The organism is Pseudomonas kairouanensis (assembly GCF_004682055.1).
Lineage (GTDB): Bacteria > Pseudomonadota > Gammaproteobacteria > Pseudomonadales > Pseudomonadaceae > Aquipseudomonas > Aquipseudomonas kairouanensis.
Window position 1 is genome coordinate 288,699 of the sequence record NZ_QUZU01000002.1, and the last position, 18,316, is coordinate 307,014.

An 18,316-nucleotide genomic window follows, 5' to 3' on the forward strand; every position below is an offset into this window, starting at 1 on the left:
GCAGGCGGTGAGCCGGCGGTCCTTCATTTCACGACAGAATGATGTCTATATGATGACAGCTTGCGTAGCGGTCACATTAAATCGCCATCATTTACTGCTTGGCTACCTGCTTGGTGATTTTCAGGTAGTCCAGCAGGATCCGGCCGGTCTCGGCCAGGTAGGCGTCATCTTCCGGCTTGGTTTTGTCAGCTTCGGTCGGCAGCGCGTCTTCGTCTTCCTTCTTCAGCTCCTTGAGTGGGTCCTCACCCTTGGCCTTGCGGCGGGTGTTCTCCAGCACCAGTTGCTGATTCTCGATGTCGGCGTGCTGTTTGCGACGATCCACTTCGTTGAGGCTGACGGATTTTTCTTCCATCAGTTTCTTGGCCAGGGCCAGCTTGTCTCGGATAAACACGAACTCGGCATCCTTGGCGGAGCGGGTGTCATGGTCAGCCTTCAACTGCGCCAGGAATGGCTTGAACGGATCCGACGCCGGCTTGATTGCAGGGCGGATGGTGTCCCACGGCATGGCTTCGGGCAGGGCGCTCTCGCCGATTTCCTTGGTGTCGATGATCGACGGGAAATCGATGTCCGGCAGTACGCCCTGGTGCTGGGTGCTCTGCCCGGAAACCCGGTAGAACTTGGCCAGCGTCAGCTTGAGTTCGCCATGGTTCAGCGGCTGGATGGTCTGCACGGTGCCTTTGCCGAAGGTCTGGCCGCCGATGATCAACGCGCGGTGGTAGTCCTGCATGGCGCCGGCGAAAATCTCCGAGGCCGAGGCCGAGAGGCGGTTGACCAGCAACGCCATCGGGCCTTTGTAGAAGGCGCCCGGGTTCTCGTCTTCCAGCACGTCCACACGGCCGTCAGCGTTGCGTACCAACACGGTCGGACCCTTGTCGATAAACAGGCTGGTCAGCTCGGTGGCTTCCTGCAGGGAGCCGCCGCCGTTGTTGCGCAGGTCGATGACCACGCCGTCGACTTTTTCCTTCTGCAGTTCTGTCAGGATTTTCTTAACGTCGCGGGTGGTGGACTTGTAGTCGGGGTCGCCAGCGCGGAAGGCCTTGAAGTCCAGGTAGAAGGCCGGGATTTCAATCACGCCCAGCTTGTAGTCCTTGCCATCCTGCTTGAGGTTGAGGACTTTCTTCTGCACAGCCTGGTCTTCGAGCTTCACCGCTTCACGGGTGATGGACACGATCTTGCTGGTCTGGTCGTTGGGCGCATTGGTGTGTGGGATCACTTCCAGGCGCACTACGCTGCCTTTAGGGCCACGGATCAGCTTGACCACTTCGTCCAGACGCCAGCCCACCACATCGACCATCTCTTTGTCGGCCTGGGCCACGCCGATGATCTTGTCGGCCGGGGCAACCTGCTTGGTCTTGTCCGCCGGACCTGCCGGCACCAGGCGCACAATCTTGACCTGGTCGTTGTCGCTTTGCAGGACGGCACCGATGCCTTCCAGGGACAGACTCATGTTGATATCGAAGTTTTCCGCGTTATCTGGTGACAGATAATTGGTGTGCGGGTCGTAGGACATCGCGAAGGTGTTGATGTAGGCCTGGAAGATATCTTCGGCACGGGTCTGGTCCAGGCGCGCCAGTTGGTTCTTGTAGCGCTTGGTCAGCAGTTCCTGGATGGCCTTGGGCTCTTTGCCGGCGATCTTCAGGCGCAGTACTTCGTCCTTGACGCGTTTGCGCCACAGGTCGTCAAGGGCTGTGGTGCTGGTCAGCCAAGGGGCGTCCTTGCGGTCCACCAGAAGGGTTTCCTTCTCGGTGAAGTCGAGCTTGTCGACGCCTTTGTTCAGCTCAGCCAAGGCGAAATCCAGACGCGCTTTGACGCGGTCCAGGTAGCGCTTGTAGATGGTGAAGCCAGGCTGCAGGTCGCCGCTCTTGAGGAAGTCGTCGAACTGGGTCTTCCACTTGTCGAACTCGGCGATGTCGCTGGCCAGGAAGTAGCTGCGCGAGGGATCCAGCAGCTTGAGGTAGCTGTCGTAGATGATCACCGAGCGCGCGTCGTCCAGCGGCGGCTTGCTGTAGTGATGACGCTTGAGCAACTCGACGACGTTAAGGCTGGCAATCACCTCATCGCGATCCGGCTGAAGGTTGTCCCAGCTGTTGGCTGCGAACGTATTGGTCGACATCGACGCGAAGCCGAGACCAATGAAAAGAGCGAGGGCGGTGCTGGGGAACAAATGCTTCATGCTGATTCGACGCGGGGGCAATTGATAACGCATATTAGGCCGTCTTTGAGGGAGCCGGTTCCATATGGTCCGGTCGCATAATGCAAAAAGCCCGGCGATACAGCTACGGGCTCAGTCCAGACTCACTATGGAGGCACTGTGAAAGCATTGCAAGGCGTTGACGGTCATGTGGAGTGGTTGGATGAAGCCAGTCCTACATGTGATGTAGGCCAAGTTCGCATCCGTGTGGCGGCTGCGGGCCTCAATCGCGCTGATTTATTACAGCGCGCTGGCCTCTACCCGCCGCCACCGGGCGCCAGCCCTGTGCTGGGCCTGGAATGTTCCGGGGTGATCAGCGAAGTGGGTGCCGGTTCATCCTGGCAGGTCGGCGACCGCGTCTGCGCCTTGCTGGCCGGCGGTGGCATGGCCGAAGAGGTGGTGGTGGATGCGCGTCATGTGCTGCCAGTACCGGAAGGCTTGTCGCTGATCGAAGCGGCGGCGCTGCCTGAGGTGTACAGCACGGCGTGGCTCAATCTGTTTCAACTGGCAGGTCTGAAGCCGGGTGAGAAGGTGTTGCTGCATGCCGGCGCCAGTGGCGTGGGCTCGGCGGCGATCCAGCTGTGCAAGGCGTTTGGCAGCCCGTGCTGGGTCAGCGTCGGCTCGGCAGAGCGCCTGGCGTACTGTGAAGAACTGGGCGCCCAGGGTGGTGTGGTACGCACCGATGGCATCGAGGCGCTGCGGGATTTTGGGCCCTTCGATGTGATCCTCGACCCGGTGGGCGGCGACTATGCAGCCCTGGACCTCAAGCTGCTGGCCTTGGACGGTCGTTGGGTGTTGATCGGTTTGATGGGCGGGCGCGAGGCCAAGCTGGACCTGGCGCAGGTGCTGGGCAAGCGCATCCAGTTGCTGGGCTCGACCTTGCGCAGTCGTAGTGATCAGTTCAAGGCCGATTTGCTCAGTGATCTGAGCCAGCATGTGTGGCCGTTGTTCGTGGAGGGCCGCCTGAGCCCGCAACTGGCCAAGACCTTTGCGATCAAGGATGCCGAATTGGCGTTTGCGGAGTTGGCGACCAATCAGATCAGCGGGAAGTTAGTGTTGGTGATCGACGAAAGCCTGAGCTGATTCCAATTTGAAATGGGGTCAAATGTGGGAGGGGGCTTGCCCCCGATAGCGGTGTGACAGTGAAGAATGTTTCATCTGACACACTGCTATCGGGAGCAAGCCCCCTCCCACATTTTGAATCAGGTTGAATCAGATCCAGTGGTGGATCGGCCAACCTGCCTGTTCAGCATGCGCCCGCAATACCGGATCCGGATTCACCACCTGCGGATGATCCACCTTCAACAGCAATGGCAAGTCATTGCGCGAATCCGAGTAAAAGTACGCCCCCTCCAACGTCTCGCCTTCCTGCTCCAGCCACTCCAGCAACCGCGTGATCTTGCCTTCGCGGTAGGTCAGGACGCCCACGGTACGCCCGCTGTACACGCCATGGCTGACCTCCAGCTCAATCCCCAGCACTTCATCGATGCCGATGCGCGCCGCAATCGGCTTGACCAAGTGCGCACCCGACGCCGAGATCACCAGGATCCGGTCACCGTTGGCCCGGTGGCGGGCAATGGTCTTGGTGGCGTCGCTGTAGATCAGCGGCTCGATCACGTCCTCGACCCACGGCTCCACCAGGTGGTCGATCTCCTCCGGGGTGCGGCCGATCATCGGTTCCAGGCTGAAGTCCATGAAGTCTTCCATCTTCAGCTTGCCCTGGCTGTAGGCGTCCATCAGTTCATTGTTCTTGCGCATGAACGACTCGGGGTCGACCCAGCCCAGGCGGCCCATCTGCTCGCTCCACAGGGTGGCGCAGTCACCGTGGATAAGGGTGTCGTCCAGATCAAAAATTACCAATGCCATCGGTCAGGCTCTCTCATTAAAACGTTGCGTCAGGCTACTTCACACAGGGCGCTTGGGTCGATGGAAAGTGCCAGGCGCTGGCCATCTGCGTGCAGGTCGTCGGCCGAACGGTTGAGCACATCCACCACCAGCTCCACGCCGCGGGCTTCGATGCGGTAGCGGATCACATTGCCCAACAGGCTGTGGCTGCGCACCAGGGCGTCCAACTCGCCATTGCGGCTCAGTTCGATGGCTTCGGGGCGAATGGCGATGCGACTGCTGATGGGGCGCTGCAGCAGTTGGCTGGCCTTGTCGGCGTCCAGCAGGTTGTAGTTGCCGATAAAGCCGGCGGCGAATACATCCACCGGCGCGGTGTAGAGCGTCTCGGCGTCGCCGCTCTGCACGATCTTGCCCTGGTTCATCAGGAAGATGCGGTCACTCATGGTCAGCGCTTCTTCCTGGTCATGGGTCACGAAGATCGTGGTCAGCCCCAGCTCGCGCTGGATCTGGCGGATCTGTTCGCGCAGGTGTTTGCGAATGCGCGCATCCAGGGCCGACAAGGGTTCATCGAGCAGCAACAGGCGCGGGCGCGTCACCAGGGAGCGGGCCAGGGCTACGCGCTGGCATTGGCCGCCGGACATCTGGTGCGGATAACGGCCGGCCAGGTCCTTGAGCTCGACTAGCTGCAGGACTTCTTGCACGCGTTTGTGGCTGTCGTCGGCGTTGACCTTTTGCATGCGCAGGCCGAAGGCGACGTTCTGCTCTACCGTCATGTTGGGGAACAGGGCATAGCTCTGGAACACCATGCCGATGTTTCGTTTCTGGGGGCTCAGTGGGACGATGTCCTGCCCGTCCAGCAGAATCTTCCCACTGTCCACCGAGGTCAGCCCGGCAATGCAGCGCAGCAGGGTGGACTTGCCGCAGCCCGAAGGACCGAGCAGGGTCACGAACTCACCCTTGGCGATCTCGCAGTTGATATCACTGAACACCGGGGTGCCGGCGTAGCCTTTTTGCAGGTGTTGGACGCTGACGAAGCTCATTGGCTTTTGTCCTTGTTCAAGATATTGGCGGCCCAGGTCAGCACCAGCACAAAGAAGAAGTAGGAGATCACGACGGCACTGGTGAAGTGGCCGCTGCTGTTGCGCATGTTGTTGAGGTACACCTGCAGGGTTTCGTAGCGGGTGCCCACCAGGATGTTGGCAAACACGAACTCACCAAACAGGAACGAGAACGACAGCAGCAGCGCCACCATCAAGCCTTTACGCAGGTTCGGCAGCACCACCAGGATCGCCGCTTGCCAGGTGCTGGCGCCGAGCAACTGGGAGGCGTCCATCAGGTCGCGCAAGTTGATGGCTTGCAGGTTGTTGGTGATCGCCCGGTACATGAACGGCAACGCCACGGTGAAGTAGCAACCGATCAAAATCCACGGCGTGCCCACCATCGCAAATGGCCCGGAACCATAGAGTTGCAGCAGCCCAACGGACGACACCACCGGCGGCACCGCAAAGGGCAGCAGGATCAGGATGTTCATCAGCGCATCGAGCTTGGGGAAGTGGTAATGCACCACGAACAGCAGCGGCAGAATCAATACTACCGACAGCACCAGCGCGCCGACGCACACCAGCAACGACTGCCCGAAGGCCATCAGAAAGCGTGGGTCGCTCCACAGTTGCGCATACCACTTCACGGTAAAGCCTGCGGGCAGGATGGTCGCCGACCAACTGCTGGCAATGGAGTAGACAAAGGTGCCCACCAGCGGCAGCACCAGGATCGCAAACAACACGTAGACCACTACCCGATGGTAGAGGGAGGCCGGGCCGGCTTCAGCGCGAGACATGGTAGCTCCTCTTGAGCAGCAATTGATGGACCACGGTGACCACGGTCATCAGCGCCACCAGCACCACGGCCAGGGCACTGGCCATGTTCGGGTCGAGGGACACATCCCCGGAGACCAGGCCTGCGATGCGGATCGGCAGCACGTTGAAATTGCCGGTGGTCAGCGCATACACCGTGGCGTAGGCCCCCAGCGCATTGGCCAGCAGGATCACGAAGGTGCCCAGCAGCGCCGGTGTAAGCACCGGCAGGCCGATATGCCGCCAGAACTGCCAGCCATTGGCGCCCAGCAGCGCGGCCGACTCGCGCCAGTCTTCGCGCAAGGCATCGAAAGCCGGGTAGAGCAGCAGCACGCCGAGGGGGATCTGGAAGTAGGTATAGAGAATGATCAGCCCGGTCTTGGAGTAGAGGTTGAAGTCCTCAATGATCCCCGCCTGCTTGAGCATGATGGTGATGCTGCCGTTGAACCCCAGCAGAATGATGAAGGCAAAGGCCAGTGGCACACCGGCAAAGTTGCTGGTCATATTGGCAAAGGCGGTGACGAAATTGCGCAGCGGCGAATCCACCCGGCGCAGGGAATAGCTGCCCAAGGTGGCGATGATGATGCCGAAAATACTGGAGTAGAAACTGATCTCCAAACTGAACTGAATGGCTTGCAGGTAGAACTTCGAACTGAAGATGCGCGTGAAGTTTTCCAGCCCCCAGCCGGCCTCTTCGGTTTGCAGGCTGTTGATCAGCACCCATACCAGTGGGGCAATTTCGAACACGATGAAGAACAACGCGAACGGCACCAGGCACAGGAGTGCCAGCCATTTACCACGGGTCATTTCAACAGCTCCCGGCATACAGGTTTGTCGTGGGGCACGCCCAGCAGTTCGCAGACGGTGCCGCACAGGTCGGTCTGTTTGGGCGTGGCTTTTAGGTCCAGGCTGAAGGCGTCGCCAAGTACGAACAGCGGCACTTCACGTTCTTCGGGCAGCAGGCCGTTGTGGGAGCGGTCGTTGTTCATGCCGTGGTCGGCGGTTACCAACACCTGATAGCCCGCGTCGAGCCAGGCTTGCAGGTAATCGGCCAGGATGATATCGGCCGAGCGTGCGCTGTTGCGGTATTGCGGGGTGTCGAGGCCATGCTTGTGGCCGGCGTCGTCGATGTTCATCGGGTGGACTACCAGAAAGTTTGGCGCGTGCTTGAGGCGCAGGCTTTCGGCATCGGCGAACAGGTGGGAATCGGGGTAGTGGTCATTCCAGTAGAAATGCCCATGCTGGATCGCCAGCGTCTGGTCGTGGGTATGACGATCCCGCGCGGCGAGGAAGGGCGTGCGGTTATACAACTCGCTCACCCAGTGGTAGGCCGCCGCCGCTGTCGTGAGGCCCGCGTCGGTGGCGTAATGGAAAATACTGCGCTGGTTGGACAGGCGCGAAACGTTGTTGTGCACGATGCCGCTCTGGATCGGTGGCACGCCGGTAAGGATGCATTCATACAGCGGGCGGGACAGGGCGGGCAGTTCACATTCCAGTTTGTACAGGGCTGCGCGTCCTGCGCCGACATAGGCCTGCAAGTGCCCCATGGCGAGCCTCGCAACCTCGAAGTTCAGGCCGTCGAGCACCACAAGGATGACGTTGTGCTTCATGGGGGGAGGTGCTCCGCAACGGATGGACTTGAATCTCTTTGTGTGGAGAAACAGGGATCAAGTGTGGGAGGGGGCTTGCTCCCGATAGCAGTGTGTCATTCAACACATTCATTGACTGATCCACCGCCATCGGGAGCAAGCCCCCTCCCACATTGGATTTCCAGTGGATTTCCAATGTGGGAAATAGCCTTACTTCATCTCTACGATGACCTGCTCGTTCCACAACTGAGGCAGCTTCTTGGAGGTCGCTTCCCAGGCATCGGCGTCCTTGATCGGCTGCGGGTTGGCCTTGGTGTACTGCTCACCTGGAATCAGGTTCTTGGCGATATCGGCTGGCAGTTTCAGGTCGGTTTCAGCGCGGATAGGGCGGGCATTGCCCTTTGCAAGATTGATCTGGCCAGCGTCGCTGAAGATGTATTCGCGGGTCAGCTTGGCGGCGTTGGGGTGCTTGGCGTATTTGTTGATGATGGTGGTGTAGCCGGATTTCACCGAGCCGTCCGATGGGATCAGCACCACGTAGTCATCCGGGTTGGCCATCTTGGCTTTGTAGCTCAAGCCGTTGAAGTCCCAGACGATGCCCACTTCGACTTCGCCTTTTTCCATGGTGGCGATGGTCGGGTTGGACAGCGACAGGCGACCTTGCTGGGCGATCTTGGTGAAAAACTGCAGGCCTGGGGCGATGTTCTTTTCATCGCCCTTGTTGGCGATGGCTGCGGCCAGTACGGCGTTGGACGCTTGGGCAGCGGTACTCACGTCACCGACAGACACTTTGTATTTGCCCGATTGCAGGTCAGCCCAGCTGGTCGGCACTTCGGAGCCATGCAGCAGCTTTTTGTTGACGATAAACGCAATGGTACCGGTGTAGGCCAGGGCCCAATGACCGTCTTTGTCTTTTGCCCAATCCGGCACCTGGGCCCAGGTGGACGGCTTGTAAGGCTGGGTCACGTCCTGCTTCACCGCAATCGGCCCGAACGCCGCGCCCACATCGCCGATATCCGCACTGGCGTTGTCTTTTTCCGCTTTGAACTTGGCGATTTCCTGGGCCGAGCTCATGTCGGTGTCGATGTGCTTGAGGCCATAGGTCTTGGCCAGGTCTTCCCAGGTGCCTTTCCAGTTGGCCCAGTCATCGGGCATGCCGACGCTGTTTACGGCGCCTTCTGCCTTGGCGGCAGCTTCCAGGGTTTTTAGATCGGTATCAGCGGCCATGGCGGCGGTGCACATGGCAATGGTCGAGCCTAACAGTGATGCCAGGAAAAGCTGTTTCATCCGAAGCTCCTATGGGCGTTATCAACGCGGCGTTTTTATGAACGTTTGCGGTGGTGTTGGTCTAGGTCAGCAATACCTGAGCCAATCTAGGCTCGATGGATGACAGTTTCGTGTCGATGTCGTTTTTAAATCGCTGATGTCGCAAGCCCCAGAGTGAGCGTAGACCATGCTCAAGCGCCCGCAGCGCCTGGACTTGGCCGATGTATTGCAGGGTGTTCTGCGGGCGATCGACATGGACTGTCATCTGTCGGTCATCTGCAATGCCTAGGCTGGCAAGCAGTCGCGCAAGCCCAATTACGGAGCGGTTTGTGCACCTGATCGGTGCTGGTCTAGTCCAGATAGGTAACATTGATGCGTGATGAGGCAATCAAGGCGGTAACCTCCATCGGCCTGGCGCTGCAAGAGCAGATCGACCATGGCCTGCTGCCGCCTGCAAGCAAACTGCCCGCCGAGCGCAAGCTCAGCGAGTTGTTTGGTACCACTCGAATTACTGTGCGGGAAGCCTTGTTACAACTGGAGGCCCAAGGGCAGATCTATCGCGAGGAGCGCCGCGGCTGGTTTGTCTCGCCGCCGCGGTTGGCCTACAACCTGATGCAGCGCAGCCACTTTCACGCGATGGTCAGCGACCAGGGGCGGGTGGCGTCCACCGAGGTGATCTCGGCGCGGCTGCAACCGGCGTCGGCGGCGGTGTGTGCATGGTTGCAGTTGCCGGCGTTGTCCAGCGTGATCCAGATCTGCCGGGGCCGGCGCATCGATGGGCGGCTGGTGTTGTACGTGGAGCATTACCTGAACCCGCAGTACTTTCCGGGGATTCTTGAGTGCGATTTGAACCAGTCGATGACCGAACTCTATGCCCGCAAGTACGACTTGCATTACGGGCGGGTGCGCTTCGAGATCGTGCCCACCTCATTGCCGGTGGAGGCCGCTGGCGCCCTGCGCGTGTCGGTGGGCAGCCCCGGCTTGCGCATCGCCCGGGTCAACTATGACCAGCATCAGCGCCTGATCGATTGCGACCTGGAGTTCTGGCGGCACGACGCCATCCACGTCGGCGTGGATGTCATCTAGCCTTGTGGCGAGGGCGTGAGCGCCTTGATCACCTGAGCTACGTTGGTTTCCAGTTCTGTCACCGGGTCGGCGCCATCGACGTTCAACACGAGCAACTGTGAACCGCCGGCGGCCACTGCGGCTTTCACGGCGTCACTCGGCTGGCGATGGTGCAGCACCACGGCCACCTCGTTGTCCTTCAGTTCGGTACTCAGTTTCTGCAAGTCCTCGCTCGTCCAGTCGGCATCCGGCCGTGCATCGGTGCTGACCACTTCCAGGTTCAAGCTGCTCACCAGGTAAGCGAAGTGATCGCTCAAGCTGACCACCGTAAGGGTGTCCGCCTTGGCCAGTCGCGCTTCGCTGTCGGCAGTGAGCTTGAGCAGGCGCTGTTTGAGGGCGGCGAGGTTGGCGTCGATCTTCGGCTTGGCGTCGGGGGCGAGGCGGCTCAGGTCGGCGGCCAGCACATCGGCCATGCGTCCCATGTTGTTGCTCGACTGCCATGGCTGGCTGTTCAGGCCATCGGCGACCCCCGGCTGCACGGCGATACCCGGCAAACCACCGTCCACCGGGCGTGCGGCGTCGACTTCGACGATGCGGATATTGCTGCGCCGTGCCACTGGGTACAGCGGGTCATCCGGCCACAGGGAGCGCAGGCCGATGGCTGCATCGGCCTCCACGGCCAGCTTGCCGAGGGCCGGTGCGCCACGCCCGGTGAAGTACGAAACCTGCCGCGAGCCCGGCAGGTTCGCCGGTGCGGCGCGTTCCAGTTGCACGTTTGTGCCCGTGAGCAGCACCTCGGCCAGACCATAGGTGATGGGCAACGAGGCCAGCACTTTGACCGGCTTTATCGACTTGGCCTTGCTCAGCGCCGCATGGCCCAGGCCATGGTTGGTTTTGAAATCATTGGCGGCAAAACCATCGACAGCCAACGCCGATGTACTGATCCAGCAAGCGAGGCCTAAGGCCAGTGGGCGAAAAACGGGGCGCATCATCCAATATTCCCTTTGAGGCTGGGCACAATGCCGCGCGCGATGGCAGCGAAGGCGAACGCGATACCGGCCATCAGGATGATCGCGGCACCGGATGGAATGGGCAGGTCGAAGATGATCGGCAGCAAGATCCCGCACAGCGTACTGACGGTGGCGATCACCACCGACACCCAGAAGAAGCCCTTGAGTGACTGGCTCAACAGGCGTGCCGCCGCGGCCGGGATCACCAGCAGTGCGCCCACCAGGATCGCGCCGATTACCTTGACCGCAGCCACGGTGATCAGCGTCACCAGGATCACGAACAGGTAATCCAGGGTCTTTACCGCCACGCCACGCACCGCCGCCAGTTGCGGGTTGAAGCTGGCGAGCATGATGCGGTTGTACAGCGGCAACGCCAGGGCCATCACCAGCGAGCCGACAATCGCCAGCACCAGCAAGTCATTGCCGTTGACCGTCAGTACCGAGCCGAACAGCACGTTTTCCAGGATATGCACGTTGATCTTGCCGGCCAGGATCAGCAGCAGGCTCGCACCCAACGCCAGGGACACCGAAAGGAACACGCCGATCAAGGTGTCGGGCGCCAGGCCCGTGCGGTTGCGCAGGTAGTTGAGCAGGATGCCGAACAACAGGCAGTAGCCGAACAGCGCGCCGTAGGGCCCGGTGTAGGGTTCGCCCAGCAGGATGCCCACGGCCACGCCGGTGAGTGCGGCATGGCCGACGGCTTCGGAAAAAAACGCAAAGCGCTTGACCACCACCAGCGTACCCAAACCGCCCAATACCGGGCCGATCAACAGGCCAGCGAGCAGGGCGTTGACTACAAAACCATAGGCCAGCGCCTCCGGCAGGTAGCCGGAAGAGGCCCAGCCCTGGACCATCAAGCGAAACGCTTCGTAGCTCATTGCGCCGGGCTCCGAGGGTGAGTGGAGAACAGGGTCAGCAGGCGATCCGGGGTCAGCGCCTCCTTGGGCGTAGCGTCGAACAGCACACGGCGGTTCAGGCCAGTGACGCGGTCAGCCAGGCGGCCCACGGCTTCCAGGTCGTGTTCGATCCACAGCACGGTGATTCCGGCCAGGCGCCAGTCGTTGAGCAGGCGTTCGAACACCTGGATGCCCGCTTCATCGAGGGCCGACATCGGTTCGTCCAGCACCAGCAATTGCGGTGCGGGGATCAGGCCCTGGGCCAGCAATACACGCTGGCGTTCGCCGCCGGACAGCGCGCCCATGCGCCGCTTGCGCTTGTCCTGCATGCCGACCCGCTCCAGCGCCTCGCCAATGGCTGCGGCGTAGTGTTTAGACAGGCCCAGAAACGCCGGGCGCCGCTGGCACATGGCAGCCATGAAATCGTCGACGGTCATCGGCAAGCCCCGGTCGAACTCCAGCGCCTGGGGCACATAGCCGACGGTGCCCACGGTGCTCGGCCAGTGCAGGCGCAATTGCCCCTGGTGCGGCGTTTGCCCCAGCAGTGTCTTGATCAATGAGCTTTTGCCGCCGCCATTGGGGCCGACCAATGCATGGATACTGCCCGGCGCTACCTGGAAGCTCACGCCATCGAGGATCGCCGTGCGGCCCAGGGTCAGGGACACCTTGTCGAATTCGATCGTCGGGCCGACGCTGGCCACTTCAAGTCGTTGTGCTGCGGTCATGCGCCCGACTCCTGGATCGCCCGGACCACGGTGTTGAGGTTGCCGGTCATTTCCACTTCGTACTTCTCGGGGCTGTATTCACCGTAGGAAATGTGCGACAGCGGGTACAGCTTGACCCCGGATTCACGCTGGATGGTCTCGACGTAAGTGGATGGGAAATCCATCTCCGAGAAGATCACCTTCACGTCCAGGGCGCGCAGTTCGTCGATGGTTTTTTTCAACTGGCTCGGGCTTGGTTCGATGCCGTGGGCCGGCTCGACCACGGCGGTGACTTCCAGGCCGAACTCGCGCAGCAGGTAGTCGTAGGCCGCGTGCACGGTGGCCACGCGCAGGTCCGGGTTGGGGGCGCTGGTCAGTTTGGCCAGGACATCGGCCCGCATCTGGCGCAGGCGCTTGCCGTAGGCGCGAGCGTTCTGGGTGTAGGTCTTGGCGTTGTCGGGGTCGAGCTTGCCCAGTTCGCGGGCGATGTTGTTGACCTGGGCAATCGACGCACTGATCGACAGGAAGGTGTGTGGGTTGACCACTTTGCCCGCGCCGCGTGCGGCATTGCCGGTGGCGGCCAGCAGCGGCACGTTGGCGTTGGCTTCGATCACCGGGATGTCCGGGCGCTCGCTGGTGGCGATCATGCGGTCGGCGAAATCGTCATGGCCGACGCCGTTGAGCACGATCACGTCCAGGCTGCCGATGCGCTTGATGTCGTCGGCTCGCGGCTCGTAGGCGTGGGGGTTGAAGCCTGCGGGAATCAGCGGCACCACTTCGGCCTTGTCGCCGACGATATTGCTCACGTAGCTGTAGTAAGGGTGCAGGGTGATGCCGATACGCAGGCGTTTAGCCGCCTCGGCGTTCGCCAGGGGGGCGAACATCAGGCTGAACAGGCCAGCCAGCAACAGGCGCAACAGGGGCGATGACATAGACATGGGCAATCGGTCTTCTCGTTCAGTGACGGTGCTGGCGAGTGACGCCGGCATCGAATTGCGCGACCACTTGCTGCCAGCCGGCTGCGATCAGCGCCTGGTCAGAAAGGTCGGAAGGGGCGGCCAGGTTGGCGCTGCGGTTGAGCCAGATATCCGGCTCGGCGCCCCGCACGCGCATCAGCAATGAACCGCTGGTGGCGGGTACCTGGCTCAAGCCCAGGTAGGCCGAAGGTTCCACTACCTGCCAGCGGTGGTTGCCACGGCTGACCGAGCTGGCGTCCTGGGCAAACGGTGCAAAACCCTCTTGGGCCAGTTGCTCAGGCGTTGGCAACCCGCTGTGTTCCTGCTGCAGCAACTGGATCTCATCCAGGGTCACCCGCAGGTCGGCGTAGATACCTTGCTCGGCGGCACTCAAGTCTCGGCGCGCATCCAGTTGGTGGCTGGGCACGGCGGCGACTTCCTGGGTTTCACCGTGCAGCGCGATGACCGAACCCGCCACGGCGAGGATGATCAGGCACAGCAGCAGGACGTAGAGGGTTTCGTGCCCGGCACCGGCGGGGCGTACAACCTGTGTGGTACTCATTGCGGCTGGATGTCCGCTTGGTCGATTTCCACCACATGGCCGGGGCCTGCATCGAACAGCACGTAGAACTCGGCGGAGGGCTTCTTAAAGGTCAGTGTGGAGTCCTGGCCCAGTTTGCCGGGCACCAGGATGGTTTCGTCGTAGCCGATCACATCCAGGGTCACGCCGGGGGCGCCGCTGCCATCGGAGAAACCGCCGGTGCACTGGATCTGCTCGCCGGCGATCTCCTTGCATTCGCACATCGGGTTGTGGGCCAGGGCAACGCTACTCAAACCGGCAGTTATCAGCAGCACGCCGCAGGCGCGCGTCAGGCGCATCAAAGTCATGGTTTAACTCCTTGCTTGTTCAGCCAGGCAATAGTGGCAGGCGAGGCCTGGCTCAGCGGGATGGAACCCTGGTGCATGGTGCCGTCCCAGCCTTCCATGGTGACCCACACTTGGGCGTCCACCGGGGTGCGCTCGGGCACCGGCAGGGCAGCGCCCATGCGGTACGGTGTGCCAAAGAAGATCACCCCGGCGGCGCGCAGGCTGCGGGGCTTGCCGATACGCAGGTAAGTGGCCTTGACCTGATCGGCGCAGGCGTCGCACAGGGCCGCATTGAAGAACTTCATCGGGCCGGCCGGGTCGGGGGTGGGGCCCTCGTTGCGAAACTCGGCGAGGGTCAGGCTCCAGGGGCCGACCTTCACTTCACCGGCCACCCGCTCACCGATGCCGGTATCACCACGAAACAGCGCGGCATCGGCGAAGTACTTGGGCATGAACCCCAGCGGTATCAGCAACAGTAGGATATTGAGGTGGAACCGCCACTTGAGCCAAAAGGCCCGCAATGGCGACGGTGCAGCAGCGGCGACCTTGCTCATGGGTTGCCCTCCGAAGTTTCAGCCTGCAGGGCAGGGATAGGGGCGGGCTGGCGCGGTGCCTTGTTGCTGCGCTTGAGCGCATGGAGGCTGGCCAGGGCGGTGCGTTTGGTCCAGATCAGCAGGCCGCTCAAGACCATCATGCTCAGGATCAGGCCGAAGAACGCCCAGATCAGTTTGATCCAGATGCCGCCAAAGTCGCCGGTGTGCAATGGGCGCATGGACTCGGTGACGAACTCCAGGGCGGTGCGATCAGACAACATGTGCGAGACCGCAACCTCGCCGTCATACGGGTTCAGTTGTGCGGTCTGGAACATCAGTGGGTACCAGCCACGGCCGCCAATCGTCAGGTGGCTGTAGGCATTGAGGGGCAGGAACACATAGCTGGCTTCCAGCCCGGGGATGCGCTGGGTGGCGATTTCAATCGCCTTATCCAGCCCGATCATCGGTGCCGGTACGCCCGGTGCGGACATCGGCACATTCTCCCGGGCAATGACCGGTACCACGGGCTCGCTGGAAATTGAAATCTGGTTATCCCCCAGGATCGCCTGGATCAGGAACCAGGTGCCGGTGATGGAAATGACCGCGATAAACCAGATCGACCAGATGCCGCTCAGGCGGTGAAAGTCGCCCCAGAAGATCCGCGCGCCATGGCGCACGCGCAGCGTCGGCTTGAGGAAGCCTTTCCAGAAACGCTTGTACACCACAAGGCCCGTGACCAGCGAAGCCAGCATCGGCAGGCCCAGCAGCGACACCAGGTACCAGCCCCAGCTGTAGCCATTGGTGAACGGTACAAGCCACCAGCCGTGCAGGGCGCGGGTGAATTGCTCGAAGTCGAACGAGGGGCTGATGCCCTGGATGGTGCCGGTGTAAGGGTTGGCGTAGGCCGATATGGCGCGCCCGTCGGGGTAAGTAAGGCGTACGGTCAAGGCGAAATGCGATTCGTCGGAGCGAAGGATCGAGCGCACGATCACCTTGGGGTCTTCACGCTTGATGGCGGCGATGACCTGGTCGAAGCTCAGCGGTTCGGCATCCTCCGAGGGCTTGCTCGCACGGATGTCCGGGTTGGCCAGCCAGACGATTTCTTGGCTGACCACCGCCAGGGTGCCGGTGAAACAGACGATCAGTACGAAGAACCAGATGGGCAATGCCAGCCAGCTGTGTACGAGAAACCAGAGTTTTGAGCGTGACTTCTTCGACATGTGAATGCGGGTCTTGATCGGAGGGGGGCAGTGAAGGCCCGGAAAAGGCCGGTCGTAGCTTTTGCTGACGCGACGGGCTGTATCTAAATTAAGACGGATGAGAATGAGAAATCCCTAACCTGGATATGAAAGAAAATGTTTCAGGTTCACATTCCGACCGGTTCAAAGCCGGGATCGAACACGAAACATGTTCCACGCCATCACCCAGGCGCCATTGATGGCGGGGGCGGGCTGCGTAGGATGGGCGCAAACCGTTGAGCGAGCCCCAAGACCAATGACCGCCAGAACCCTCTACGACAAACACATCGATTCCCACACGGTGTGCCCCCTGGATGACCAGGGCCATGTGCTGCTTTATATAGACCGCCAGGTGATCAATGAATACACCAGCCCCCAGGCCTTCAGCGGCTTGCGCGAGGCCGGGCGTGAGGTATGGCGCCCTGGCACGGCGCTGGCGGTGGTCGACCATGTAAACCCCACGACGCCCCAGCGCAGTGCGGCCATGCCCGATGCAGGCGGCGCGCGGCAGGTGTCGTACCTGGCCGAGAACTGCCGGGACTTCGGCATCGAGCTGCTGGATATCCTCGACAAGCGCCAAGGCATCGAACATGTCATCGCACCGGAGCAGGGGTTTATCCTGCCGGGCATGGTGATCGCTGCCGGTGACAGCCACACCACCACTTATGGCGCCCTGGGCGCATTCGGTTTTGGCATTGGCACCTCGGAGATCGAACACCTGCTGGCGTCCCAGACCCTGGTGTATAAACGCCTGAAAACCCTGCGGGTCACGGTGGATGGGCCGCTGGCCTCAGGCCTGACGTCCAAGGATGTGATCATGGCGCTGATCGGCCAGATCGGCGCTTCGGGGGCCACCGGCTATGCCATCGAGTTTTGCGGCTCCACCATCGATGCACTGAGCGTCGAGGCGCGCATGACCATCTGCAATATGGCGGTGGAAGCCGGTGCGCGAGGGGCCTTTATGGCGCCGGATGAAAAAGTCTTCGCCTACCTCAAGGGCAAGCCCCGCGCGCCCAAGGGCGAGCGATGGGAGCAAGCACTGGTGGGCTGGCGCCGGTTGTATTCGGATGCCGGTGCGGTGTTCGACCGCGAAGTCCACCTCGACGCCACCACCCTGGAACCCATGGTCACCTGGGGCACCAGCCCCGACCAGGCTGCACCCATTGGCGCCCGCGTACCCGACCCGCAGGCTATCAGCGACTTGATCCTGCGCCAGGCCATGCGCCGCGCCCTCAACTACATGGGCCTGCAAGCCGGCATGCGGCTGAGGGATATCGCTATCAGCCATGCGTTTATCGGCTCCTGCACCAATGCCCGCATCGAAGACCTGCGCGACGCCGCCAGTGTGGTGCGCGGTAAGCGCGTGGCCGAACACGTACGGGCGATGATCGTGCCGGGCTCCACCGAAGTCCGTGATCAGGCCGAAGCTGAAGGGCTGGCGGCGATTTTTATCGACGCAGGCTTTGAGTGGCGCCAGTCAGGCTGCTCGATGTGCCTGGCGATGAATGACGACGTGCTGGCCCCCGGCGACCGCTGTGCGTCCAGCACCAACCGCAACTTCGAAGGCCGCCAGGGCGCGGGTGCCCGCACTCATCTGATGAGCCCGGCGATGGTAGCGGCGGCCGCGATCACCGGCCACCTGACCGACATCCGCCACTTTGGAGACCGCCCATGAGCCTGCAACCCTTCACCCAAGTTACCGGCAAGGCCGCGCCGATGCTGGCGGCGAATATCGACACTGACGTGATCATGCCCAAGCAGTTTCTCAAGGGCATCGACCGCAGCGGCCTGGACCGCGGGGTGTTCTTCGACCTGCGCTTTTTACCCAACGGTGAGCCCAACCCCGCGTTCGTGTTGAACCAGCCGGCCTGGCAGGGCGCGAGCTTTATGGTGGTAGGGCCCAACTTCGGCTGCGGTTCCAGCCGCGAGCACGCAGTGTGGGGCTTGAAGCAGATGGGCATTCGGGCGCTGATCGGCAGCAGCTTTGCCGGGATTTTCTATGACAATTGTCAGCGCAACGGGGTGTTGTTGATCACGTTGGAGGAGGCGGTGTTGCAGAAACTGGGGCAGACCGTGAGCCAGCCGGAACAGGCGCAGATCAGTGTGGACCTGCAAACACAGGTGATTGGTTTGGCCGATGGCGAGGTGATCCCTTTTCAAATCGATACCCTGCGCAAGACCGCGTTGCTATTGGGGCTGGATGCGATTGGCAGCACCTTGCAGCGCAGTGAGCAGATCAAAGCGTTCGAGCGTCAGCACTTGCTAACCAACCCCTGGCTCAACTGACTCATAGCAAAACCCAA

Annotated in this window: 19 protein-coding genes; 4 read left to right on the forward strand and 15 right to left on the reverse strand. The window is 61.5% G+C overall.

Annotated features, from left to right (window positions below):
• Positions 1-91: 91 nt before the first annotated feature.
• A complete protein-coding gene (locus DYL59_RS03760) occupies positions 92-2,173 on the reverse strand; it encodes a carboxy terminal-processing peptidase (RefSeq protein WP_193557530.1) in 2,082 nt (693 codons plus the stop codon).
• A 138-nt stretch (positions 2,174-2,311) separates the two neighbouring features.
• Between DYL59_RS03760 and DYL59_RS03765 the strand changes: the two genes are divergently transcribed.
• Positions 2,312-3,274: a zinc-binding dehydrogenase gene (locus DYL59_RS03765; protein WP_135287958.1), complete on the forward strand. Its 963-nt coding sequence runs from the start codon at positions 2,312-2,314 to the stop codon at positions 3,272-3,274.
• Positions 3,275-3,403: 129 nt separating this feature from the next.
• Here the strand turns inward: DYL59_RS03765 and DYL59_RS03770 are convergent, their stop codons facing one another.
• From DYL59_RS03770 to DYL59_RS03795, 6 genes are all read right to left on the reverse strand, one after another.
• On the reverse strand, positions 3,404-4,057 hold the full coding sequence (locus DYL59_RS03770; RefSeq protein ID WP_135287959.1) for an HAD family hydrolase: 654 nt from the start codon (positions 4,055-4,057) through the stop codon (positions 3,404-3,406).
• Between the two features lie 29 nt (positions 4,058-4,086).
• Positions 4,087-5,076, reverse strand: a complete 990-nt coding sequence (locus DYL59_RS03775) for an ABC transporter ATP-binding protein (protein ID WP_135287960.1) — start codon at positions 5,074-5,076, stop codon at positions 4,087-4,089.
• Entirely contained in the window at positions 5,073-5,873 is an 801-nt protein-coding gene (locus DYL59_RS03780) for an ABC transporter permease (RefSeq protein WP_135287961.1), read from the reverse strand. The genes DYL59_RS03775 and DYL59_RS03780 overlap by 4 nt, the downstream gene beginning before the upstream one ends.
• Positions 5,860-6,696: an ABC transporter permease gene (locus DYL59_RS03785; RefSeq protein ID WP_135287962.1), complete on the reverse strand. Its 837-nt coding sequence runs from the start codon at positions 6,694-6,696 to the stop codon at positions 5,860-5,862. Before DYL59_RS03785 ends, DYL59_RS03780 begins: the two co-directional genes overlap by 14 nt.
• Entirely contained in the window at positions 6,693-7,499 is an 807-nt protein-coding gene (locus tag DYL59_RS03790) for an alkaline phosphatase family protein (protein ID WP_135287963.1), read from the reverse strand. The genes DYL59_RS03785 and DYL59_RS03790 overlap by 4 nt, the downstream gene beginning before the upstream one ends.
• 189 nt (positions 7,500-7,688) lie before the next feature.
• Positions 7,689-8,765, reverse strand: a complete 1,077-nt coding sequence (locus tag DYL59_RS03795) for an ABC transporter substrate-binding protein (RefSeq protein ID WP_135287964.1) — start codon at positions 8,763-8,765, stop codon at positions 7,689-7,691.
• 351 nt (positions 8,766-9,116) lie between these two features.
• On the opposite strand from DYL59_RS03795, the gene DYL59_RS03800 reads away from it, so the two are divergent.
• Entirely contained in the window at positions 9,117-9,830 is a 714-nt protein-coding gene (locus tag DYL59_RS03800; RefSeq protein WP_135287965.1) for a UTRA domain-containing protein, read from the forward strand.
• On the opposite strand, the gene DYL59_RS03805 is transcribed toward DYL59_RS03800, so the two are convergent.
• Genes DYL59_RS03805 through DYL59_RS03840 form a run of 8 tightly spaced genes read right to left on the reverse strand, consistent with a single transcriptional unit; the run spans position 9,827 to position 15,995 of the window.
• A complete protein-coding gene (locus DYL59_RS03805) occupies positions 9,827-10,798 on the reverse strand; it encodes a metal ABC transporter solute-binding protein, Zn/Mn family (protein WP_135287982.1) in 972 nt (323 codons plus the stop codon). The two genes, DYL59_RS03800 and DYL59_RS03805, sit on opposite strands and share 4 nt — an antisense overlap.
• Positions 10,798-11,697 (reverse strand): metal ABC transporter permease, encoded by a 900-nt coding sequence (locus DYL59_RS03810; RefSeq protein ID WP_135287966.1) that lies wholly within the window; start codon positions 11,695-11,697, stop codon positions 10,798-10,800. The genes DYL59_RS03805 and DYL59_RS03810 overlap by 1 nt, the downstream gene beginning before the upstream one ends.
• A complete protein-coding gene (locus tag DYL59_RS03815; protein WP_135287967.1) occupies positions 11,694-12,440 on the reverse strand; it encodes a metal ABC transporter ATP-binding protein in 747 nt (248 codons plus the stop codon). Before DYL59_RS03815 ends, DYL59_RS03810 begins: the two co-directional genes overlap by 4 nt.
• On the reverse strand, positions 12,437-13,357 hold the full coding sequence (locus DYL59_RS03820) for a metal ABC transporter substrate-binding protein (protein WP_135287968.1): 921 nt from the start codon (positions 13,355-13,357) through the stop codon (positions 12,437-12,439). Before DYL59_RS03820 ends, DYL59_RS03815 begins: the two co-directional genes overlap by 4 nt.
• Before the next feature lie 19 nt (positions 13,358-13,376).
• Positions 13,377-13,937 carry a DUF6162 family protein gene (locus DYL59_RS03825; protein ID WP_135287969.1) on the reverse strand — a complete coding sequence of 187 codons (561 nt, stop codon included), beginning with the start codon at positions 13,935-13,937 and terminating at the stop codon, positions 13,377-13,379.
• Positions 13,934-14,263: a hypothetical protein gene (locus DYL59_RS03830; RefSeq protein WP_135287970.1), complete on the reverse strand. Its 330-nt coding sequence runs from the start codon at positions 14,261-14,263 to the stop codon at positions 13,934-13,936. The genes DYL59_RS03825 and DYL59_RS03830 overlap by 4 nt, the downstream gene beginning before the upstream one ends.
• Positions 14,260-14,796, reverse strand: a complete 537-nt coding sequence (locus tag DYL59_RS03835) for a thiamine pyrophosphate-binding protein (RefSeq protein ID WP_135287971.1) — start codon at positions 14,794-14,796, stop codon at positions 14,260-14,262. The genes DYL59_RS03830 and DYL59_RS03835 overlap by 4 nt, the downstream gene beginning before the upstream one ends.
• Positions 14,793-15,995: a PepSY-associated TM helix domain-containing protein gene (locus DYL59_RS03840; protein ID WP_135287972.1), complete on the reverse strand. Its 1,203-nt coding sequence runs from the start codon at positions 15,993-15,995 to the stop codon at positions 14,793-14,795. The genes DYL59_RS03835 and DYL59_RS03840 overlap by 4 nt, the downstream gene beginning before the upstream one ends.
• Before the next feature lie 274 nt (positions 15,996-16,269).
• Between DYL59_RS03840 and leuC the strand changes: the two genes are divergently transcribed.
• Both leuC and leuD read left to right on the forward strand, forming a co-directional pair.
• Positions 16,270-17,688 carry a 3-isopropylmalate dehydratase large subunit gene (gene leuC, locus DYL59_RS03845; protein WP_135287973.1) on the forward strand — a complete coding sequence of 473 codons (1,419 nt, stop codon included), beginning with the start codon at positions 16,270-16,272 and terminating at the stop codon, positions 17,686-17,688.
• Positions 17,685-18,299, forward strand: coding sequence for a 3-isopropylmalate dehydratase small subunit (gene leuD, locus DYL59_RS03850; protein ID WP_135287974.1), 615 nt, complete (start codon positions 17,685-17,687; stop codon positions 18,297-18,299). Before leuC ends, leuD begins: the two co-directional genes overlap by 4 nt.
• Positions 18,300-18,316: the final 17 nt, after the last annotated feature.

Excerpts from the sequence above, each read along its gene's own strand:
- DYL59_RS03825 (WP_135287969.1), bottom strand. The coding sequence starts at position 13,937 with ATGAGTACCACACAGGTTGTACGCCCCGCCGGTGCCGGGCACGAAACC.
- DYL59_RS03780 (WP_135287961.1), bottom strand. The coding sequence starts at position 5,873 with ATGTCTCGCGCTGAAGCCGGCCCGGCCTCCCTCTACCATCGGGTAGTG.
- DYL59_RS03820 (WP_135287968.1), bottom strand. The coding sequence starts at position 13,357 with ATGTCTATGTCATCGCCCCTGTTGCGCCTGTTGCTGGCTGGCCTGTTC.
- DYL59_RS03805 (WP_135287982.1), bottom strand. The coding sequence starts at position 10,798 with ATGCGCCCCGTTTTTCGCCCACTGGCCTTAGGCCTCGCTTGCTGGATC.
- DYL59_RS03815 (WP_135287967.1), bottom strand. The coding sequence starts at position 12,440 with ATGACCGCAGCACAACGACTTGAAGTGGCCAGCGTCGGCCCGACGATC.
- DYL59_RS03840 (WP_135287972.1), bottom strand. The coding sequence starts at position 15,995 with ATGTCGAAGAAGTCACGCTCAAAACTCTGGTTTCTCGTACACAGCTGG.
- DYL59_RS03775 (WP_135287960.1), bottom strand. The coding sequence starts at position 5,076 with ATGAGCTTCGTCAGCGTCCAACACCTGCAAAAAGGCTACGCCGGCACC.
- DYL59_RS03790 (WP_135287963.1), bottom strand. The coding sequence starts at position 7,499 with ATGAAGCACAACGTCATCCTTGTGGTGCTCGACGGCCTGAACTTCGAG.
- DYL59_RS03760 (WP_193557530.1), bottom strand. The coding sequence starts at position 2,173 with ATGAAGCATTTGTTCCCCAGCACCGCCCTCGCTCTTTTCATTGGTCTC.
- DYL59_RS03835 (WP_135287971.1), bottom strand. The coding sequence starts at position 14,796 with ATGAGCAAGGTCGCCGCTGCTGCACCGTCGCCATTGCGGGCCTTTTGG.
- DYL59_RS03770 (WP_135287959.1), bottom strand. The coding sequence starts at position 4,057 with ATGGCATTGGTAATTTTTGATCTGGACGACACCCTTATCCACGGTGAC.
- leuC (WP_135287973.1), top strand. The coding sequence starts at position 16,270 with ATGACCGCCAGAACCCTCTACGACAAACACATCGATTCCCACACGGTG.
- leuD (WP_135287974.1), top strand. The coding sequence starts at position 17,685 with ATGAGCCTGCAACCCTTCACCCAAGTTACCGGCAAGGCCGCGCCGATG.
- DYL59_RS03795 (WP_135287964.1), bottom strand. The coding sequence starts at position 8,765 with ATGAAACAGCTTTTCCTGGCATCACTGTTAGGCTCGACCATTGCCATG.
- DYL59_RS03810 (WP_135287966.1), bottom strand. The coding sequence starts at position 11,697 with ATGAGCTACGAAGCGTTTCGCTTGATGGTCCAGGGCTGGGCCTCTTCC.
- DYL59_RS03785 (WP_135287962.1), bottom strand. The coding sequence starts at position 6,696 with ATGACCCGTGGTAAATGGCTGGCACTCCTGTGCCTGGTGCCGTTCGCG.
- DYL59_RS03800 (WP_135287965.1), top strand. The coding sequence starts at position 9,117 with ATGCGTGATGAGGCAATCAAGGCGGTAACCTCCATCGGCCTGGCGCTG.
- DYL59_RS03830 (WP_135287970.1), bottom strand. The coding sequence starts at position 14,263 with ATGACTTTGATGCGCCTGACGCGCGCCTGCGGCGTGCTGCTGATAACT.